The sequence below is a fragment of the Grylomicrobium aquisgranense genome (assembly GCF_033971865.1).
GTDB lineage: Bacteria > Bacillota_I > Bacilli_A > Erysipelotrichales > Erysipelotrichaceae > Bulleidia > Bulleidia massiliensis.
In genome coordinates this window covers 1-18,739 of the sequence record NZ_JALBUR010000001.1, presented here as the reverse complement: position 1 = coordinate 18,739, position 18,739 = coordinate 1, and the positions used below count along the sequence as shown (strand labels likewise).

Annotated in this window: 20 protein-coding genes, 1 riboswitch and 1 other annotated feature; of the genes, 7 read left to right on the top strand and 13 right to left on the bottom strand. The window is 47.6% G+C overall.

Annotated features, from left to right (window positions below; translation table 11 throughout):
- Positions 1–190: 190 nt before the first annotated feature.
- Positions 191–1,015 (bottom strand): prephenate dehydratase, encoded by an 825-nt coding sequence (pheA, locus tag MOZ60_RS00095; protein WP_108776058.1) that lies wholly within the window; start codon positions 1,013–1,015, stop codon positions 191–193.
- 35 nt (positions 1,016–1,050) lie between these two features.
- Here pheA and MOZ60_RS00090 point away from each other — a divergent pair, with 35 nt between their 5' ends.
- Entirely contained in the window at positions 1,051–1,584 is a 534-nt protein-coding gene (locus tag MOZ60_RS00090; RefSeq protein ID WP_370595204.1) for a hypothetical protein, read from the top strand.
- A gap of 35 nt (positions 1,585–1,619) precedes the next feature.
- Here MOZ60_RS00090 and MOZ60_RS00085 read toward each other — a convergent pair whose 3' ends face one another.
- A complete protein-coding gene (locus MOZ60_RS00085) occupies positions 1,620–2,165 on the bottom strand; it encodes a hypothetical protein (RefSeq protein WP_370595203.1) in 546 nt (181 codons plus the stop codon).
- Positions 2,166–2,343: 178 nt separating this feature from the next.
- On the opposite strand from MOZ60_RS00085, the gene MOZ60_RS00080 reads away from it, so the two are divergent.
- Both MOZ60_RS00080 and MOZ60_RS00075 read left to right on the top strand, forming a co-directional pair.
- Complete coding sequence (locus MOZ60_RS00080; RefSeq protein WP_370595202.1) at positions 2,344–3,810, top strand: NAD(P)H-hydrate dehydratase; 1,467 nt, start codon at positions 2,344–2,346, stop codon at positions 3,808–3,810.
- Between the two features lie 23 nt (positions 3,811–3,833).
- Positions 3,834–4,016, top strand: a complete 183-nt coding sequence (locus tag MOZ60_RS00075) for a hypothetical protein (RefSeq protein WP_277655232.1) — start codon at positions 3,834–3,836, stop codon at positions 4,014–4,016.
- A 235-nt stretch (positions 4,017–4,251) separates the two neighbouring features.
- Here the strand turns inward: MOZ60_RS00075 and MOZ60_RS00070 are convergent, their stop codons facing one another.
- The 5 genes from MOZ60_RS00070 to MOZ60_RS00055 all read right to left on the bottom strand — a co-directional run bounded on the left by MOZ60_RS00070 (position 4,252) and on the right by MOZ60_RS00055 (position 7,103).
- The gene (locus MOZ60_RS00070; RefSeq protein WP_370595201.1) at positions 4,252–5,673 is read right to left on the bottom strand and encodes an IS4 family transposase; all 1,422 of its coding nucleotides are present in this window, start codon (positions 5,671–5,673) and stop codon (positions 4,252–4,254) included.
- An 11-nt stretch (positions 5,674–5,684) separates the two neighbouring features.
- Positions 5,685–5,885 (bottom strand): IS1634 family transposase N-terminal domain-related protein, encoded by a 201-nt coding sequence (locus MOZ60_RS11625; protein ID WP_108774411.1) that lies wholly within the window; start codon positions 5,883–5,885, stop codon positions 5,685–5,687.
- Between the two features lie 205 nt (positions 5,886–6,090).
- Complete coding sequence (locus tag MOZ60_RS00065) at positions 6,091–6,351, bottom strand: fatty acid kinase subunit FakA-related protein (protein ID WP_108776054.1); 261 nt, start codon at positions 6,349–6,351, stop codon at positions 6,091–6,093.
- 54 nt (positions 6,352–6,405) lie between these two features.
- Positions 6,406–6,648, bottom strand: a complete 243-nt coding sequence (locus MOZ60_RS00060; RefSeq protein ID WP_108776053.1) for a GlsB/YeaQ/YmgE family stress response membrane protein — start codon at positions 6,646–6,648, stop codon at positions 6,406–6,408.
- 74 nt (positions 6,649–6,722) lie between these two features.
- Complete coding sequence (locus tag MOZ60_RS00055; RefSeq protein WP_277007110.1) at positions 6,723–7,103, bottom strand: CvfD/Ygs/GSP13 family RNA-binding post-transcriptional regulator; 381 nt, start codon at positions 7,101–7,103, stop codon at positions 6,723–6,725.
- Positions 7,104–7,167: 64 nt separating this feature from the next.
- Between MOZ60_RS00055 and MOZ60_RS00050 the strand changes: the two genes are divergently transcribed.
- The 3 genes from MOZ60_RS00050 (at position 7,168) to MOZ60_RS00040 (ending at position 10,328) form a co-directional block, all read left to right on the top strand.
- A complete protein-coding gene (locus tag MOZ60_RS00050) occupies positions 7,168–7,644 on the top strand; it encodes a divergent PAP2 family protein (RefSeq protein ID WP_108776051.1) in 477 nt (158 codons plus the stop codon).
- Between the two features lie 15 nt (positions 7,645–7,659).
- The gene (locus tag MOZ60_RS00045; RefSeq protein WP_245309549.1) at positions 7,660–8,013 is read left to right on the top strand and encodes a NifU family protein; all 354 of its coding nucleotides are present in this window, start codon (positions 7,660–7,662) and stop codon (positions 8,011–8,013) included.
- 221 nt (positions 8,014–8,234) lie between these two features.
- Positions 8,235–10,328: a glutamine synthetase III family protein gene (locus MOZ60_RS00040; RefSeq protein WP_370595200.1), complete on the top strand. Its 2,094-nt coding sequence runs from the start codon at positions 8,235–8,237 to the stop codon at positions 10,326–10,328.
- A gap of 116 nt (positions 10,329–10,444) precedes the next feature.
- On the opposite strand, the gene MOZ60_RS00035 is transcribed toward MOZ60_RS00040, so the two are convergent.
- Positions 10,445–11,593 (bottom strand): AI-2E family transporter, encoded by a 1,149-nt coding sequence (locus MOZ60_RS00035; RefSeq protein ID WP_370595199.1) that lies wholly within the window; start codon positions 11,591–11,593, stop codon positions 10,445–10,447.
- Between the two features lie 177 nt (positions 11,594–11,770).
- A riboswitch (SAM riboswitch) is annotated at positions 11,771–11,865 on the top strand.
- A gap of 66 nt (positions 11,866–11,931) precedes the next feature.
- On the opposite strand from MOZ60_RS00035, the gene metK reads away from it, so the two are divergent.
- Entirely contained in the window at positions 11,932–13,023 is a 1,092-nt protein-coding gene (gene metK, locus MOZ60_RS00030) for a methionine adenosyltransferase (protein ID WP_108776048.1), read from the top strand.
- 42 nt (positions 13,024–13,065) lie between these two features.
- Here metK and MOZ60_RS00025 read toward each other — a convergent pair whose 3' ends face one another.
- From MOZ60_RS00025 to MOZ60_RS00005, 5 genes are all read right to left on the bottom strand, one after another.
- Positions 13,066–13,848 (bottom strand): hypothetical protein, encoded by a 783-nt coding sequence (locus MOZ60_RS00025; RefSeq protein WP_370595198.1) that lies wholly within the window; start codon positions 13,846–13,848, stop codon positions 13,066–13,068.
- A gap of 10 nt (positions 13,849–13,858) precedes the next feature.
- The gene (ileS, locus tag MOZ60_RS00020) at positions 13,859–16,573 is read right to left on the bottom strand and encodes an isoleucine--tRNA ligase (RefSeq protein WP_370595197.1); all 2,715 of its coding nucleotides are present in this window, start codon (positions 16,571–16,573) and stop codon (positions 13,859–13,861) included.
- A gap of 49 nt (positions 16,574–16,622) precedes the next feature.
- Positions 16,623–16,811 (bottom strand) — a binding site (T-box leader).
- Entirely contained in the window at positions 16,799–17,281 is a 483-nt protein-coding gene (locus MOZ60_RS00015; RefSeq protein ID WP_370595196.1) for a DivIVA domain-containing protein, read from the bottom strand. It overlaps the preceding feature by 13 nt.
- Positions 17,282–17,293: 12 nt before the next feature.
- Complete coding sequence (locus MOZ60_RS00010; RefSeq protein ID WP_370595195.1) at positions 17,294–18,061, bottom strand: YlmH/Sll1252 family protein; 768 nt, start codon at positions 18,059–18,061, stop codon at positions 17,294–17,296.
- Positions 18,027–18,443, bottom strand: coding sequence for a cell division protein SepF (locus tag MOZ60_RS00005; RefSeq protein WP_370595194.1), 417 nt, complete (start codon positions 18,441–18,443; stop codon positions 18,027–18,029). Before MOZ60_RS00005 ends, MOZ60_RS00010 begins: the two co-directional genes overlap by 35 nt.
- Positions 18,444–18,739: the final 296 nt, after the last annotated feature.

Sequence of the window (18,739 nt, the reverse complement as noted above, 5' to 3'; positions counted from 1 at the left end):
ACGGCATCATCCGTATGGCTCGTAAGATCTTGCTTTCCATCAGATAATGCCGGATTCATCACGAAACGGGCAATATCTTTCAATCGCCCGGGCTATCTAAAGTAATAAAAGCAAGCTCTGTATGTTTTGCTCATGGGCCAATTATAAGTCCGGCTTTCTGAAAAGGCAATCAGATATTTCTGAAAGAATGTTACAAAGATGCGGCACGGTAAGAGCCAAAACTGCGGAGTTCCACGCAGTACTTCTTCATCTGCGCCAGTGCCTCTTTGACCACAGGATCCGCCGGTGTCCCCATGATATCGACATAGAACAGATATTCGAACATCTTGCCTGGGATCGGTCTGCTTTCCAGCTTTACCATGTTGATCTGTTTATCTGCCAGTGAGGCAAGTGCACGGTACAAAGAGCCTGGTTCATGATTGATGACAAGCATCAGGCTCGTCTTGTTGGCATCTGCCGGGATATCGTCCTTCCATGTCACAACCAGAAAGCGGGTCGTATTTGTTTTGGAATCCTGAATAGCATGGCATAATGCCGGCAGATGGTAATACGCAGAAGCAGCAGAAGAGCCGATTGCGGCCTTGGAGATATCTTTGCAGGCTTTGATATATTCCACGGATTTTGCCGTATCCTGGTAAGGAACAGAGCGAATGTCAGGATGTGCCTCAAAGAATCCCTGGCATTGAGAGAGTGCCTCCGGATGAGAATAGACTTCTTTGATATCAGACAAAGAGGCACCCGGTAATGTGATCAGATCCTGCACAATCGGGACAAGTACTTCGCCAACGGCATGGACATGATAGTACTTGAACAGATCATAGGTGCGCGCAATGATGCCGGTCGTTGTATTTTCTACCGGCAGAACAGCATCATCAATCGCATGATTTTCCAGATCCTGCATGATTTCCACGAAGTTTCGATATCCCTTTGCCGCAATGCCGTCTTTGCCAAAGTACTGATACACGGCCATTTCACTGAAAGTGCCATGTGCTCCCTGCATGCCAACTGTCTTCATAATGTCTCCTTTGAATGGATATAATGAATGATAGTATGACAAAACCGTTTCTGCCAGCACCAAAAAAAGCAAATATGATTCTCTGCGGGATCATCGTCCCTGTGATCACTGCTCTTCCTCTGCTGCTCAACAATCCCATCAGATACAACTGGACCGGACTGCTGCAGATGCCTTCCTGGCGTCCGGCAATCCTGATGATTACCTGTCTTGACGGGCTGCTGTGCCTGCATGCAATCCATATGCTGCAGAAGAACACTGTCATAAAACATGAAAGGTTTCTGATCATCCTGTTGGCAGTGCTGATGGTCAGTGCCATCTGCATGCCATATTCACATTCTGCGTCTCTTTCAGCACAGATGCATATTCTGCTCGCTCTGGCTGCATTTATCCTGCTGCAGTATTTTCTGTATGCATTGCGTGATCTCAACAGAAATGCATGGATGTGGTATCTTGCCTGCCTGTTTGCAGCAGTACTGCTGATCGTGACATATGATGCCATCACCGGTCTGGCAGAGCTATGCTTATGCTTTGGCGTATGCGGCTTCTTTGCCATCTGCTCTGCAAAATAAAAAAGCTGACTGATATCAGCCAGCATAGGTTCGTCTTAGTTCTGGAAATACTTTTTACGCTCAGGGCTCAGGTTATCGCAATAATAACGCACTGTCATGTTTGCGTCTGTATCACCCTTCGGCTCAACAATGAATGTATCGCCCTCCAGCATGCAGTTGCGGATTGCCTGGCATACTGTAGCAAGGTTATCAAGTCCTGCTTCCACTTCAGTCAGAAGATCATCAGCCTTGATCTCGATATAAAGCCAGTCCATACCATTGGCTTCGCCCTTCTTCCAGTTAATGATGTCTTCATAATCTTTTACAGACTTCATGTTAACAGCAGGCTTAGCTTCCTTGACTGGTTCTGTCTTCTTGACTTCTTCCTTCTTAACCTCTTCCTTGCGGACGGCCGTTTCCTTCTTCACTGCCTTCTTAGCAGTTGTTTTTCTGGCAGCTGGCTTCTTCGCAGCAGTCTTCTTCACGGCAGTCTTCTTTGCAGCAGCTTTAGTTTCAGTCTTCGTTTCAGCTTTAGCAGGTTCTTTCACTGCAACTTTTGCGGCTGCTGATGCTTCTTTTACTCCTGTTTTCTTCGCTGGCATATGAGCACCTCCCTATGGACCACTTGCCATTTGCATTATAGCATAATTTTTTGCATGCAATCCCTTTTCTACCACTATTTATGCCCTTTTACGCGCATGCAGGCGGTCATATCACACATAATACAGCCAAACATTACTTTTTCGTGCTACCATGAGTGCAGAAAAGGCAGGGGTATCTATGATCATCGACAGCAGGGGAATGCGGCAGCTGGAAGCTTCATCTGGCTTTACCAATGCACAATTGATGGAAACAGCTGGAAAAGCATGTGCAGACTGGATCAGCAGCCATTTTTCCGCCTGTCGGAATATTCTGCTTCTATGCGGCAAAGGCAATAATGGCGGTGATGGTTTTGTCATCGGACGCATACTGGGGTCTGCCTTCCATGTCACGGCTGCCTGCGTGGATGGTGCCCCTGCCACCAAAGAAGCGCAGGATGCCTTCACCTTGTTATCATGTGATGTTCTTCAGGATCCGGATGCCATCCTGCAGGCGGCACAGCACACAGATCTGCTGGTAGACTGTGTGTATGGCGTTGGGTTCCATGGCACCCTTTCCGCCCGCATGAAAAAGCTGTTCTCATCGATTAACAATATGCACCTGCATGTATGCAGCATTGACATCAACAGCGGTGCTGAGAGTGACAGCGGCCGTTATGATCCGGATGCGATCCGTTCTGATGTGACCATTGCCCTTGACTGCTATAAACCTTTTCATATGCTGCGCAAGGATCACCAGCTGTTCAAGCATGCATACATGGTGTCACTTGGCATTCCTCATCCTGACCATTCTGCTTTTCTGGAAATGAACGAGGACAGCTTCTTCGCTGGGTATCCCCGGAAAAAAGAGAATGCCTATAAAGGGACCTTTGGCAAGACGACAGTCATTGGCGGCAGTTATGGCATGGCCGGCGCTCTGGGCATGAATATCATTGGTGCAAAGACGGTTGGTGTTTCCTATCTGAATGCCGTATGTCCGCATGAGATCTACCCTGTTGTGGCTTCCCGTTTTCTGACACCGGTCTTTCATCCTTTTGGCGATCAGGATATGTACAGGGTCATTGAACCGCTGCTTTACGATACAAGGGCAATTGCCTTTGGGTCCGGCGCTGTCAATATGCCGAAAAAGGAAGAAATTCTGGATCTTGTTCTGCAGGCAGCTGATTGTCCGGTAGTGCTGGATGCCGAAGCAATTCGCCTGCTGAACCATAATTATTACATTCTGCGCTTTGTACATGAGCCTGTTATTCTGACACCGCATATTGGTGAATTTTCTTCCCTGATCAACCGGCCTGTGGATGTGATTCAGCATGACCGGATTCATCTTGCCCTGCAATTTGCAAAAGACTATAAGGTGTTCCTTGTGTTAAAGGGCCCGCATACGATTGTGGCTTCGCCAACTGGTGATCTTTATATCAACCAGTCCGGCTGCAGCGGTCTTGCCCAGGCTGGCAGCGGTGATCTTCTGACTGGCATGATTGCTGGTTTACTGACGATGAACAATGATGTATTTCAGGCTGTATGCATGGCTGTCTGGCTCCACGGTTATCTGGCGGAAGAAGGCACAAAGGACCACGCTGCCAACATGCTGGATCTCAGCCGCTTCCCTGCTTTGGCTGACAGTCTGTATTTCCGCCATGGTTTCTGATCTGATAGGAAGAAGGCACTGACATGTTTGGGAAGAAGAGAAAAACGCGTGCAGACAGAGAAAGAGAGCTGCAGAGAAAAGCAGCTGCACGCAAAGTGAAGGCTGAAGAGCCTTCAGGATATGATCGTTTGACAGATGAACAGAAGAAGGAAGAAGATTTTCTGTTTCTGATGGATGACATTGATGATTTTGACCAACATCATTAAGCATTCAAAAAAGGCCACTTTGGAGTGGTCAATGGCGTAAACCTATAGCCAGAAGGTTTACGCTTTTTTTTGAGCTTTTCTGCTGTAGTTTGACCTGGAAAAATGCGCGTAAAGGAAAGCGTCTGCCAGTTTTCTGTCAGAATCTGAACATATGACTGTCTTGCATTACATGTCTTATCGTTCTATTCTTGAGTTGCTTAGAGGGTTCTGCCTCTATACTACGGGAGCCGGCTGGTCAATGATTAGATGTTGCCAGCCCGGCTTTTGTTATTTTCAGTGGCGGATTGTTCCTTCCATCTATCCTGTGACGTGTGTTATCAATCTTGATCCTGAACTTGTTCCACCGGCTGTAATGCCGGTCGGGGCGTATGAGAATCCTGATACGCCTGCACTCTCTGATCAGCTTTCCAACTGATTCTCTGCCGAACTTTCCACTGCAGAAAGAACTGATGAACCATGCACAGTGCACTTTTTCAATGACGTTCTTATTATTGACGATACAGTCGCTCCTGGCCAGCTGTCTCTGGCTTTCCTTCCATACAAGATTCTCAACGTTGAAGAAAATGATCTTTGCCATGATCTCGTTCATCACACTGATCGGATTATGAGAATTGACCTGTTCGATATCAAGCTGTGTCTTCAGAGTATCGTAGGCTGTTTCAATATCCCATCTGTCGTTGTGATACATGCCTATGATCTCATCCGTATCGAACTCCTCAGGGTCAAGGTCTGTGAAATATTCGGCATCGACCTCAATATGCTTTTTCTTTTTCCTGTCACAGTATGTCAGCTCTTCCTGGTCATATTCATAATGTCCCTTCACCAGACGGACAGTCAGCTCCGGATGTTTCTGGACATACATGCGTATATAATCATGGATTATTCTGCCTATCCATAATTTATCCATTGTTATACTCAGAATGTCATCGCGGCTGTTCGGCGGCAGCTTTTCCCTGTAATGCTTGAAGAAATTCGACTTGGCACGGATCAGATAATGATATCCTTTCATCTCACAGTACTTGAACAGTTCTGCGGAACCGTAATACCTGTCCGCAAGTATGATGATCTTCTGATCTTTCAGGATATCTTCAAGTGCTTCAAGATGTCTGAACATCAGCGGTATCTCTGATACATTCTGATGATCGACCTGAAAGTCCAGTACTGCGTGATTGAGCACATCGTAGGCGATCGATACTTTTGCCTGCGGAGGTGACTGATTTTTCGAATTCTCTTTAGAGGCTGTGTTCTCCCGCTGGCCAAAGCACTGATTCAGGACATCGGATTTCGGCAGTGTTACGAACGTCCCGTCTATAGCGATCAGAAGATAGCCTTTGACATGATCTTTCTTCATCGGCAGATATATCCTCTCAAGGAAAAGACGCTGGATCTGAAGCCAGACAGTGTAGTTGAGTACACTCATGCGCTTCAACACTGCCTGCTTGCTTGGCGTTCCTTTATCAGAAACATATGGGAAGAACCTGGCAATGTCTTCAGAAAGAGTCCTTCCATGCCGGAAGATGAGATACGTAAGAAGAGTTCGGAGCGGCATCTTCCCGTTCTCTCTGGTAAAAGAGCCGGGAATAATGCGGGCATGATCAAAGAGCGAAGGGTCACACAGGATAGAAGAGAAGATCCCCAGTTTTTCTCTCAGATCCACAGAATTCTATACTACTTCCCGTCGTATACGAGGCGAGGCTTAGGTTCCATGAAAGCAGCTTTTATATATGGGACCTGATCCTTCTCAAACAGCCCAAGGCTGCGGACGGTACGGTGCCTGACCTTTCCGTTCCTGTCACGATAAGACTCGGTGAGGTAGATGAAGAAAGTATCCTTCCTACCTTTGTTATTAGGTACTACTTTGACAAACATAAGATCCTCCTTCCTATACTACAATTATACAGAAACATAGCTAATTAAATTATTTGAAATCATATTATCATATACTACATTTGAACTGTATTTAAAGTTCCAATATGAGAAAGCTGGTGACATAAAGACAAAAAAATAGCGTAAACCGTTAACTTTAGGTTTACGCCATTGGCCACTTTGGAGTGGTCTTTTCATGTGATGGAAATCAGCCCTTGAGGCCTTCTTCCTGGCGCTGCATGTTTTCAACGACAACATCATAGATGTCACCGATGGACTGTCCATATTCCAGGATTTTCCAGGGCTCATTAGTATGAAAGTGAATCTTGACGGGATCGCCATCGCCGCCAACAGCCAGCAGGCAGTCTCCTTTGAAGTGATTCAGAATATAATCATGGATTTCATCTTCATCAAGATCTTCACCATCGATGAGAAGCTGGGTATCAAACTTAAACTCCAGTTTTTCCATATTTCCTCCTTGTCATCGATATTATAGCATGCGGCAATTCCTGTTTCCTGAATATCAGGAAATCTTACTGGCAGCCCAGGTTGCCACACACGCACCAACCACTGCCATAATAATGGAACCGATGATGTTTGTATCACGCAGTCCGATCAGCCAGCCGATCAAGGCACCTACAAACGAGCCAATCAGGCCAAGAACCAGATTCTTGCCCGCATCAGAGCTGTCCTTCTGCATAATCCTATTGGCAAGATAACCTGCCAGAATACCTACAATAACTGTTCGAATCAGCCAGCCAATCATTTTCTGCTGCCTCCTTTGTTTACGCAACTATTTATAGCACTTGCCTGACCAACGGTCAATGCCCGGCAAAAATCTTAAGAGTGTTCTTCCTGATGGGATTCCTGTGCTTCTTTGATCCAGCGCGGCATATTTGCCTCAATCGTTGTAAAGCCAAGTCTGGCCACAGGCAGCTGTGCCTTGGGCAGGCCAGGCTTTTTCCGGTTGCGCACTCTTCCTTTATGAAGTGCCTTCAGAGACAATCTTGCCTGGTTCTGACGGGGATCAAAATCAATGATTTTCACCCGCACTGTCTCGCCAACATGAACGTACTGTTCAACATCTCTGACATATCCTTCTGAGATTTCGGAAATATGGATCAAACCGCTGGTATGGGAATCAAGTGCTACAAAGGCACCATACGGCTGTATGCCGGTCACTCTGCCTTCCACGATCTGTCCTGTTCTGTATACTGTCATATCATTCTCCAGCAGTGATTATACACCATGGGCAGATATGATATACTTAAGACCGGGTGATGTTATGTATAAACCATATGGAGTAACGGCGCTGTATCCCTTCTGGTCCGCTATCGTTGCGGCACTGCTTGCACAATTGTTAAAGCCACTGTTCTACTGGCTCATTCATCATGAATGGCGCTGGGGACTCTGCAAGGATTCCGGCGGCTTTCCTTCTTCACACAGTGCACTTGTTTCGGCACTTGCCCTGGCAGTTGGTATCCGTGAGCACTTCAGCTCTACGATTTTTGCCGTCACACTGTCCTTTGCCTGCATCGTTGTCTATGATGCAGCCAACGTGAGGTATTACAGTGGACAAAACATCCGGATTACGCAACAATTAGTAAAGGACGTTCAGGATAACCTGCATGTCCGGTTCATTGATCCGATCTACCAGACAAAGGTCAAGGAAGTGCTTGGCCACAAATGGGTTGAATGCTTTGGCGGCGTACTGCTGGGCTGTCTGACAGCGTTGATCTTCCATCTGGTGGCGATCAGCTGATTGAAAGGATGCAATATGAGTGAGGAGAAAAAGGAAGAACAAATGAGCGAGGAAGAAAAGCAGGCTGCTTATGTCCGCGCTGAGAATGGTGAAGTCAGTCCGCTGACTCCGGAAGAAGAAGCTAAGAAGAAGGATGTCATGGGACGCATCGAGCATACACTGAACAAGATCCGTCCATACATTCAGGCTGAAGGCGGCGATCTGCGTCTGTTGGATTACAGCAATGGTATTGCTTATGTATCCATGATTGGTGCATGTGCCGGCTGCATGATGGCCACAGTTGATATCTCACAGGGTGTACAGGCACTTGTGGTTGATGAAGTGCCGGAAGTACAGGCTGTCAAACTTGCACCGACTTCTTATTATTGATACAGGACGAGAGCACAGAAGTGCTCTTTTTTAGTATTTGCAGAATTGCAAGATATAAATTCTGATATTTTTGCGAAAAGTTTGAATTTTTTTGCTGTTCTGCAATATTTTTTCATTTTTTACTGACAGTTTTCAATTTTATATGCCATTTTCTCTGATTTTTTCTTGTCTGTCTTTTTTCTTTGGATTAAGCTTGTACAAGTAAAAAGGAGAGAGAGATTATGGAACATCCATTCGAAGAATTTGGTTCAATGGTATTTGGCGAAACGCAGATGGAAGAGCGTCTGCCGCGTCCTGTCTATGAGGCATGGAAGAAGACAGTTGCTTCAGAAGGTGTTCTGGACAGAGCAACCGCTGATGCAATTGCTCATGCGATGAAGCGCTGGGCAATGGAAAAAGGCTGCACGCATTTCACCCACTGGTTTCAGCCGCTGACCGGCGGCACCGCTGAAAAGCATGATGCTTTTGTGGAGCCAGGCAAGGATAATCTTCCGATTGCAAGATTCTCCGGCAAGATGCTGATCAAGGGAGAACCTGATGCGTCCTCCTTCCCTTCCGGCGGTCTGCGTGCCACGTTTGAAGCAAGAGGCTACACCTACTGGGATGTTTCCTCTCCGGTATTTATCCGCGACAAGGTACTGTGTATTCCGACTGTGTTTGTATCTTACACAGGCGAGGCACTGGACCGCAAGGAGCCGCTGCTGAAGTCAGTCAAGGCAGTTTCTGATGCCGCAACAAGACTTGTTAATATCTTTGGCGACAAGGAAGTCAAGTTCTGCAAGCCTTCTATTGGTCTTGAGCAGGAATATTTCCTGATTGACCGTGAATACTTTGAGAAGCGTCTTGATCTCAAGCTGACCGGCCGTACACTGTTTGGCATTGCTGCACCGAAGCGTCAGGAACTTTCCGATCACTATTTCGGTGCCATTCCGGACCGTGTGGCAGCCTTCATGAAGGACGTCAACCAGGAACTCTGGAAGCTTGGTATTTATGCCAAGACAGAACATAACGAAGTTGCTCCGTCACAGTTCGAGCTGGCCCCGGTTTTCTCCGAGTGCAACATTGCCATTGATCAGAACCTGCTGACCATGGATATCCTGCGCCGCACCGCCAAGAAGCACGGCCTTGCCTGCCTGCTGCATGAAAAGCCGTTTGATGGCATCAATGGTTCCGGCAAGCATAACAACTATTCTATTGTGACTGACAATGGCCAGAACCTGTATTCTCCAGGTGACAAGCCTGCTGAGAACATCCGCTTTTTGACCTTCATCTGTGCCTTCATCAAGGCAGTTGATACGTATCCGGTGCTGCTGCGCATGAGTGCATCCTCGGCTGGCAACGACTTCCGTCTGGGTGCCAACGAGGCTCCTCCTGCAATCATTTCCATTTATCTGGGCAGCTACATTGAGGACATCCTGTACAGCATTTATCAGGAACATCCTTCTCAGAAAGGCAAGAACGAAGCCAGTCCGGATTTCAACCCGGTCAACGGCCTTGCCTATGTACCGCATGACAACACCGACCGCAACCGTACTTCCCCTGTTGCCTTCACGGGCAATAAGTTCGAATTCAGAATGCTTGGTTCTTCCATGAGTGCATCTCTGCCGAACATTGTGCTCAACACGATCAATGCCCAGGCCATCAATGAGATTGCGGATCAGCTGGAAGGCCTGAAGTATGTGCAGGATATCCGTGACAAGGCACTTGGTATCTGCCGTCAGATCATTCACGATCATAAGCGTATTCTGTTCTCTGGCGACGGCTATTCCGCTGAGTGGATCAAGGAAGCCGCAAGACGCGGTCTGCCGAATGTCAGATCCTACATTGAATCCACCAGAGTACTGGATGATCCGAACGTTGTTGATCTGTTTACAAAGACCGGTGTCTTCACAGAGAAGGAAATTGCTGCCAACCGCAACATCATGGAAGAGCAGTATGTTCAGATCGAAGGCATTGAGGTCAGAACATTGATGGAAATGACCAGGAAAGATGTTCTGCCGGCAATGTCAGAAGAGATTAAGGCTTATGCCGAAGGTCTGAATGCCTGCGGCAAAGCTGCTCCGAAGTACCTTACAACAAGAGTGGAAACCATTGGCGGCCTGATTGATGATGTCTATGGCAAGCTCAAGGCACTTGAGGCAAAGTATGATGAGGTATCGAAGAAAGGTTCTACCTACGATATCGGCTATGCACTGTATTATGAAGTCAATCCGATGATGATTGACCTGCGCAAGTCTATTGATACATATGAGAAGATTGCTTCTCCGCGCTACTACAAACTGCCGCTGTATCAGGACATGCTGTTCTCACTCTGAGCAAATGCATTCAAACAAGACCGTCCTGTCCGACGGTCTTTTTGATTGCGCAAATCGCACAAAAAACTCTGCGGTATCCGAAGAAGTCTTCAGATGCCGCAGAGCATTTATTTTCGTTACTTTGTATTCAGATCGATCTGATTCTCCATCATGCGGCGGTTGAGGACATTTGCCACAAGTGTATAGATGACTGAGAAGATCGGGACGCCCAGGAACATGCCCACCAGACCGAACAGCGCGCCGCCGACGATGATCGCAAACATGACCCACAGAGTTGGCAGGCCCATTGAATCTCCCAGGATATGGGGCCCAATGATATTGCCATCGATCTGCTGCAGAATGATGATGAAGATCAAGAATTCCAGGCTCTGCCATGGGTTGATGATCAGCAGGATGATCAGGCATGGAATGGCACCGATGAAAGGACCGAATACCGGGATCATATTAGTAATACCGACGATAAAGCCGATCATTGGTGCATATGGCATCTGCAGGATTGTGACAACCAGCCAGCAGACAATGCCGATGATCAGTGAATCCACGGCTTTGCCGGCAATGAAGCTGTTGAACATTCTGACGCTCAGACGGCCGACATACATGATTTCATCTCCTGCCTTTTCAGGGAATGCCCCATATACCAGCTTCTTAACCTGGTGCTTGAACTTCTCTTCATCCAGCAGAAGGTAGAACATGATGATCAGGCCGATGAAGAAGTTGATGATGTTTTTCACGACTGATACAGAGAACGAAATGATCTTGGTAAGGCCGCCCTGTGCCCCGGTCAGCCATGATGTCAGCTGATCAGAACCAGTGCGGATCATTTTCTGGATATTATCCCGCAGTTCCGGATCGGATACGGAGAGCTTATCCAGTGCTTTTTCAATCGAGTCGATATAGCTCTGCAGGTTCTCTGCAAAGGACTTCAAGCTGCTGATGAGCTGCGGCATGATGATGGCAAAGAATGCGGCCAGTACAAGCAGAACAACAATGAGGCACAGAAGTGTTGCCACCCTGCGCTTTGTGCGTGCCCGCCAGTGCACATTCTTCATCACCTTCTTTTCAATCCACCGCCGCAGAGGTGTCATAATCAATGCCAGCAGCATGCCAATAAGGAATGGCATCAGTGCTTTGAGCATGACGCCAATGCCATTGCCGATGGCAGGCAGATTCTTGATAATCAGATAAAACAGAACGATCAGAATACCCGAGATCGTAAATGCAGATATATTTGCCTTGAGATTGGGATCCAGTTTCTTCCAGCTCATAATACTCTCCTGTCAATATGGCATTATACCATCCAGATGAATAACCTATTGTTAAGATTTGTTCACCGTAAAAAAGAACGTTTTTATAGCATAAGATTTACACAGCGGGCAATGTGTATAGGCATATGGACGAAGATTCATTGAAATCCAAAAGTCTGAATGCTTTAATATACTCGTCTTTTATCAAGAATGGGTGAGAGAGTCAGCTCTGTGATCCCATACCAGCCTGCCGTGACACACCGGTAAGGTGGTAAAGCTGACAGCGATAAAGAAAGAGAGAACTGAATCCTCTTTCCGCAGCTCGTTGAAAAGACAAACAAAAGAAAGGGAGTTTTTTTATGGCAAAACGTTATTTTACTTCTGAGTCCGTTACAAGCGGACATCCTGACAAAGTCTGCGATCTGATTGCAGATTCGATTCTTGATGAGGCAATTCGTCAGGATCCGTATGCACACATGGCTGTTGAGGCTACCATCAAGGATGACCTGATTCTGGTCTATGGTGAAGCCGGCACAACTGCCAAGATCGATTATGAAAAGATTGCTCTTGGCGTCATGAAGAAGATTGGCTATAACGAAGAGTACCATGTGCTGACCAAGGTTAACAAGCAGTCTCCTGAGATCAACAATGCTGTTGCACATGATGAAATTTCCGCAGGTGACCAGGGTATCATGTTCGGTTATGCGGATGATGAAACCGAAGACCTGATGCCGTTTGCAATTGACTGTGCGCATAAGCTTGCTGCAAAGCTTGAGGAAGTACGCCGTCAGGATGACAGACTGAGACCGGATGGAAAAACTCAGGTCACAGCTGAGTATGATGATGGCAAACTGAAGAGAGTTGATACGATTCTGGTTTCCACCCAGCATACAGAAAAGATTACACAGGCTGAGCTCCGTGATCTGATCATTGAGAAGGTCATCAAGCCGGTTGTTGATCCGAAGCTGGTTGATGAAAATACCAAGTATCTGATCAACCCTTCCGGATCCTTCATTGTCGGTGGTTCCTGGGGCGACTCCGGCACAACCGGCCGTAAGATTGTCGTTGATACATATGGCGGATATGCGCCGATTGGCGGCGGCTGCTTCTCTTCCAAGGATCCTACCAAGGTTGACCGTTCTGCTGCATACTATGCACGTTATGTCTGCCGCAATGTTGTTGCCAACGGTCTGGCTCACAAGTGCCAGCTTGAGCTCTCCTATGCAATCGGCGAGCCGAAGCCGCTGTCTGTTACAGTTGATACATTTGGCACTTCCAAGTACACAGATGAGCAGCTGCTTGACATCATCAACAAGAACTTCGACTTCTCTGTTGCAAACATCATTTCTGAGCTGAATCTGCGCCGTCCGATCTACGCTTCCACAACCAACTATGGCCACTTCGGAAGAAAGGGCCTGCCTTGGGAAGCATACAAGAAGCTGGATTTCTAAGACAAATTGAAAAAGGACTTCCGTCGAAGTCCTTTTTTGTACTCAGGCAAGTGCCTGTTTTCCTGCCGGCAGATCTTCAATATGATCTTCTTCCATGCGGATGGCAAACCAGATCTTGGTACCATCCGTATTTTCTTCCGGGTGTTCTGTTTCAAGCTGCAGCACCTCATAGCCAAGATGTCTCATGACTGCCCCGTTCTGCCTGCGTACAGGCTCATCTCTGTCATATTGATAGTAATATGGGTGGTCCAGTGCATCGGGCCCATAGCATGGGATATCCGGGTCCAGAGAAAGGATATGGAGATAGCATGCATTGCCTGTTTGATCATCCATGGCATATGCATGAATCATATCCAGCATCTGTACAAAGATGTTTTTATGCCGGTATGCTCTGGTGACATAGGTACTGCCCGTCAGAAAGGCCATGCCTTGTCTGTGTTCCATGCCGTTTTCCTGCAGCATTTGTGCAGCGATCTGCCTTTCCAGGTACATCCAGTCACTTTCCTTGCTGCATGCATCCAGAAAGTCTTCATCCTGCATCAATACATCCAATTCTGTCAGATACCCGCTGGCATCCGCAATGACCTGTGCGCCATCAAAGACAAGCAGGATCAGATTCTTCCAGTTTTCTTCTGGAATGGCAAACAGGATATAGGCATACCTGTCATCTGTCTCAAAGGAATACAGAGAAGGATCTTTTTCATACAGATCCATATACCATGAGGCAGGATGTTCCAGTGAGGATTTCAACAGATCAAGTGCCCTCTTCAGATACATCTGTGCATTCATTTCCATAGTTGAAAAAGAGGATGGTTGTTCAGCCATCCCCTGTTCATTAGCCCTTCAGTACCTTATGGCAGCGCGGGCACAGTCCGTCTTCATCCGGATTCAGACTGTAATTCCAGCAGCGCGGGCACTTTGTACCCTGTGCTTTCTGCACCTTTGCACTCACCTGATCTGCAGGCTTGACATCAGCTGCCGAAACAATCAGCCACTGCGATACCTGATCTGGCAGCTGCTGGTTCAGCAGGCTGCACAGATCTTCCGGTGCTGTCAAAGAAATGTCTGCTTCCTGGCTGGACTTGATCAGCTTCTCATTGCGGGCATCTTCCAGCGCCTTGAGAACAACGGAACGCAGCTCCATAAGTCTGGCACCATCAGCCTTCACCTGTTCAGCGTCTGCGTAGTTTTCAACAGCCGGGAACTCTGTGTTGTGCACAGACTTCTCACAGTCATCGTTGAAGTGCTGCCATACTTCCTCAGCTGTATAGACAAGGAATGGTGCCCACAGGCGGACAAGCTTGTCAACACAGAGCCAGTATACAGACTGTACCTGTCTTCTGCGTTTACTGTCCTTAGCCTCACAGTACAGGATATCCTTTGTAAAGTCACAATAGTAAGAGGACAGTTCATTAACCATGAAGTTGGTCAGTGCCTTGGCGCATGCGACATAGTCGTATTCCATGACATCTTTTCTGACCGTGCTGACAACATCATCCAGCAGAACGAGGATATACTTGTCAACAGGTTCCAGATCCTGGTATGCGACCATATCCTTCTTTGGATCAAAGTCAGCCGGATTCACATTGCCGAGCAGGAAACGGAATGTATTTCTGATCTTGCGGTACTGCTCAGATACCTGCTTGACGTTGCTTGGACCAAGCTTAAGGTCCTGCTTGAAGTCGGAAACCATTGCCCACAGACGGAAGACATCAGCACCGTTCTTATTGATGATGTCCATCGGATTCACGACATTGCCCTGAGACTTGGACATCTTTTCACCCTTGGAGTCAACAACATAGCCATGAGAGAGCACTTCACGGTAAGGTGCCCGTCCCTTTACTGCTGTTGCCACAATCAGTGAAGAGTTGAACCAGCCGCGGTACTGATCTGATCCCTCAAAATACATGTCGCAAGGGAATTCCAGTCCCCTGTCTTCCAGTTCTGTCCAGGACGATCCGGAGTCAAACCAGACATCCATGATATCTTTTTCCTTTGTGAAGATGCCATTGGGAGACTTCGGATTTGTATAGCCTTCCGGCAGAAGATCCTTTGGCTCACGCTCAAACCAGACATTGGATCCATACTGGCCGAACAAATCTGCAACGTGTTCGAAGACTTCCTTTTCCATGATCGGAGAGCCGTCTTCGCAATAGAAGATCGGAATCGGCACACCCCACAGGCGCTGACGGGAAATGCACCAGTCGCCGCGGTCATGGATCATATTATGCATTCTCTTCTGACCAAAGGAATTGTGCCAGACAACATGGTTGTCAATCTGGTCGAGCAGCTGCGGCTTGATCTTGTCAATGGAGCAGAACCACTGCTTCACAGCTCTGAAGATGACCTTCTTCTTGAGACGGTCATCATGCGGATATGCATGGACAATGTTTTCAACAGCCAGCAGGCAGCCCTTCTCATTCATATCATGGATGACAGCTTTGGAGCAGTCCTCGAAGAACATGCCCTGGTACTTGCCGGCATTCTCATTCATCTTACCGACAGAATCGACCGTATTGATCGGGCCGATGCCGTATTTCATACATACATTGAAGTCATCCAGACCATGGCCGCCGGCGGTATGGACAACACCGGTACCATCATCAGCTGTGACATGGGAACCAAGCAGTGTCGGACATTCCTTGTCAAAGACAACGTGATGATACGTAATGCCTTCCAGTTCTCTCCCCTTGAAGGTACGCAGAATACCCTGGTTTTCCAACTGGAACTTGGCCAGCAGCTTATCAACGAAGTCTGCCAGCATGATCAGCTTGCCCTTTTCTGTCTTTACCTCGGCATAGACCAGATCGGCATTTAAGCAGACTGCTTCATTGGCAGGAATGGTCCACGGTGTGGTTGTCCAGATGACATAGTAGTCATCCTGATCGAGAACACCCTTGCCATCCGCAATCTGGAAAGCCAGATAAATGGTGGCGTCCTTGACATCACGGTACACGATTTCAGAATCCGCAACAGCAGTTTCATTATATGGTGACCAGTAAACAGGTTTGAGTCCCTGGAAAATCAGGCCATCCAGTGCCATCTTTTCAAAGCAGCGGATCTGTCTGGCTTCAAATCCCTTCTTCAGAGTGATGTAAGGATGCTCATAGTCAGCAATCTGGCCCAGACGCTTTTCGGTTGCCATCTGCTGGGCAATCTGCTGATGGGCATATTCCTCACACTTGGAGCGGAATTCTGCCGGAGAAAGCTTCTTGCGGTCAACACCAAGCTTCTGAATGGCATTCTCGATCGGCAGTCCATGTGTATCCCAGCCGGGGAAATACGGTGTATAGTAACCGCTCATCGCATGGGAGCGGTTGATGAAGTCCTTGATGACACGGTTCATGGCTGTACCGGCATGCAGGTTGCCATTGGCATATGGCGGACCATCATGCAGAACAAATGCTTTCTGCCCTTTATGATGAGCAAGCAGATCCTGGTAATAGTTATTTTCCTCCCACTGTTTCAGAATAACCGGCTCTTTCCTGGCCAGATTGCCTCTCATCTCAAAGTCGGTGTTCGGCATGTTCAATGTGCTTTTGTAATCCATTCTTTGCCTTTCCTTTCCAGAGGACGCCAATAAAAAAAGCGTCCCATTCTCTAAGGACGCTGTCAGCGCGGTACCACCTTAGTTCATGGCAGAATGCCATGCCCTCACTTATTCCTTAACGCGGAATGCACGATTGCTCACAGGTGATGTCTTGCTCTTTTCCACATGTCTGTTTCCACCATCCACAGACTCTCTATAGTGCTGCTAAAGGCAAGCGCGTCCTGATCAACGCATTTTCTTCTCTGCATCATCCAGCCAGCGCAGATCCGGCATCTTTGGCAGCTGGAACTTATCCAGCTCTGCCTGCAGATCACTGAGCTCCTTCTTCATGTCCGTCTTGACATCACCGGCAGAATTGTACAGTCTTGACAGGTCCATCAGAATCAGACGGGCGGTGCCAAGGGCCTCACGGATGATCTCATCCGCATTGTTCTGTGCAGTTGAGATAATCTCATTGGCTTCCCGCAGGGACAGTCTGGCGATATCATCCGCCGCTGCCTGTTTTGCCTGCATATTCTGCAGCACTGCGTTGTACTTTTTCTGCATGTCATCCAGACGGGCAGCATCCTCAGCTGCCTGCTGCTGGTACAAAGCAATTCTTTTTTCCAGCTCATCTACCTGGGCAGCATACTTCTCGACAGCATCATCCACCGCAAAACGATCATATCCATTCTTCATCACACGGAATGTCGGCCTTTTTGCTGTCAAAATCGTCACCTCTCAGATATACTGCTGAAACTTTGCCACGATCCGGTCCGAATGTGTCTTACGGTCGTATCCTTCATACAGAAAACGACCGAACCCACGGATCGAAATCGTAACGTTATTATGGCACACTTCATCAGGCACATCAAGCGCAACATGATCGAACTGCACCATTCCAGCATGAATCATTTCCTTCGCTTTTGAGCGGGAAACATGCGTAATTGCCGCAATGATGGCATCAGCCCTTTCACTGGCAGCCACGGCTGTAAAGCTGCGCATCTGAAACACCTGGGCAGGATAATCATCAATCTGTTCAAACTGGACACTGAGCTGGTTGATCCTGGTCAGATTGTCAATCAAAAACGGTGCCATGGAAGTGGATGTATACAGATCGATGCAGTCATCACTGATCCAGAAATCACCGAAGGCATGCCGATCAATCTGCAGTGACATGAGTGCCCCGAGAATATCACGATGGGAAATCTTCCGGAAGCGCTGATCTGCTTTTGCCTGCAGACAGACAATATCAGAAAAGTCATCTTCCTCATCAAAGAGAAAAATGACTTTTTGCTTTCTTGCCTGCGGATAGCCGCCAAACCAGCGGACATGAGCAGATGGCATAAAGATCTTCTGCATAGCCGCTGTCTCTTCTTCATTCAGAAAAGACGAGCATGTATGTGTATGCCAGCGCTCACTTTTATCCTGCAGATCATGCAGATGTGCTTCCAGAGATGAATAGTCAGCCTTCTCAGTCATCATCGCCGTCGAGCTTGATTTCCCCATCAACGGCAACATTGCGCGGTGCGCACAGAATCACATTATGGCCGATCTTCTGAATCGTGCCATCCAGTGCAAAGACAACACCTGTCAGGAAATCAATGGTGCGCTGCGCATAGTCTCTCTGCAGACGATGCAGATTGACAACACATGCCCTTCTGTCCTTCAGATGTCTGGCAATTTCCTCAGCCTCTTCAAAAGAACGCGGCTCAAACAGAACCATGGCAGCATTTGTCGGCACACCGGTTACTTCTGTCCGTTTCTTTTCATAGGAGCTCAGCGGCTTTGCCTCACTCTGTCTGTATTCCAGTTCTTCATCTGCACCATCTTCATCGTCGTCATCATCTTCGACCGGTGCAATAAAATTTTTCAGTTTTTCTAAAGCCACGTCTGGTACCTCCAATCACGTCTATCATTATAGCATGTAAGGTTGCTCATTCAACGTACGAATCAATAGGGTAGAGTGAGCCGCGTTAGCGGCTCGACCCTCCCGTTGCACCGTACGTACGGTTTTCCGTATACGGCGCTACGTTTGTATTTACTTACGATTATTGAGATAGTATTCCAACGGGTTGACCAGTCCTGGTCGACCTGTTTTCCTACTTGGCAGGGCCAGTACTTTCGGGCTGAGAGCGTAATTTACCACATCCATTCCACTCCTCCGATACCATCCTAGGCGTGAGT

Excerpts from the sequence above, each read along its gene's own strand:
- MOZ60_RS00085 (WP_370595203.1), bottom strand. The coding sequence starts at position 2,165 with ATGCCAGCGAAGAAAACAGGAGTAAAAGAAGCATCAGCAGCCGCAAAA.
- MOZ60_RS00025 (WP_370595198.1), bottom strand. The coding sequence starts at position 13,848 with ATGGCTGAACAACCATCCTCTTTTTCAACTATGGAAATGAATGCACAG.
- metK (WP_108776048.1), top strand. The coding sequence starts at position 11,932 with ATGGCAAAACGTTATTTTACTTCTGAGTCCGTTACAAGCGGACATCCT.
- MOZ60_RS00035 (WP_370595199.1), bottom strand. The coding sequence starts at position 11,593 with ATGAGCTGGAAGAAACTGGATCCCAATCTCAAGGCAAATATATCTGCA.
- MOZ60_RS11625 (WP_108774411.1), bottom strand. The coding sequence starts at position 5,885 with ATGTTTGTCAAAGTAGTACCTAATAACAAAGGTAGGAAGGATACTTTC.
- MOZ60_RS00075 (WP_277655232.1), top strand. The coding sequence starts at position 3,834 with ATGTTTGGGAAGAAGAGAAAAACGCGTGCAGACAGAGAAAGAGAGCTG.
- MOZ60_RS00060 (WP_108776053.1), bottom strand. The coding sequence starts at position 6,648 with ATGATTGGCTGGCTGATTCGAACAGTTATTGTAGGTATTCTGGCAGGT.
- MOZ60_RS00090 (WP_370595204.1), top strand. The coding sequence starts at position 1,051 with ATGACAAAACCGTTTCTGCCAGCACCAAAAAAAGCAAATATGATTCTC.
- MOZ60_RS00080 (WP_370595202.1), top strand. The coding sequence starts at position 2,344 with ATGATCATCGACAGCAGGGGAATGCGGCAGCTGGAAGCTTCATCTGGC.
- pheA (WP_108776058.1), bottom strand. The coding sequence starts at position 1,015 with ATGAAGACAGTTGGCATGCAGGGAGCACATGGCACTTTCAGTGAAATG.
- MOZ60_RS00050 (WP_108776051.1), top strand. The coding sequence starts at position 7,168 with ATGTATAAACCATATGGAGTAACGGCGCTGTATCCCTTCTGGTCCGCT.
- MOZ60_RS00045 (WP_245309549.1), top strand. The coding sequence starts at position 7,660 with ATGAGTGAGGAGAAAAAGGAAGAACAAATGAGCGAGGAAGAAAAGCAG.
- MOZ60_RS00055 (WP_277007110.1), bottom strand. The coding sequence starts at position 7,103 with ATGACAGTATACAGAACAGGACAGATCGTGGAAGGCAGAGTGACCGGC.
- MOZ60_RS00040 (WP_370595200.1), top strand. The coding sequence starts at position 8,235 with ATGGAACATCCATTCGAAGAATTTGGTTCAATGGTATTTGGCGAAACG.
- ileS (WP_370595197.1), bottom strand. The coding sequence starts at position 16,573 with ATGGATTACAAAAGCACATTGAACATGCCGAACACCGACTTTGAGATG.
- MOZ60_RS00065 (WP_108776054.1), bottom strand. The coding sequence starts at position 6,351 with ATGGAAAAACTGGAGTTTAAGTTTGATACCCAGCTTCTCATCGATGGT.
- MOZ60_RS00010 (WP_370595195.1), bottom strand. The coding sequence starts at position 18,061 with ATGGGGAAATCAAGCTCGACGGCGATGATGACTGAGAAGGCTGACTAT.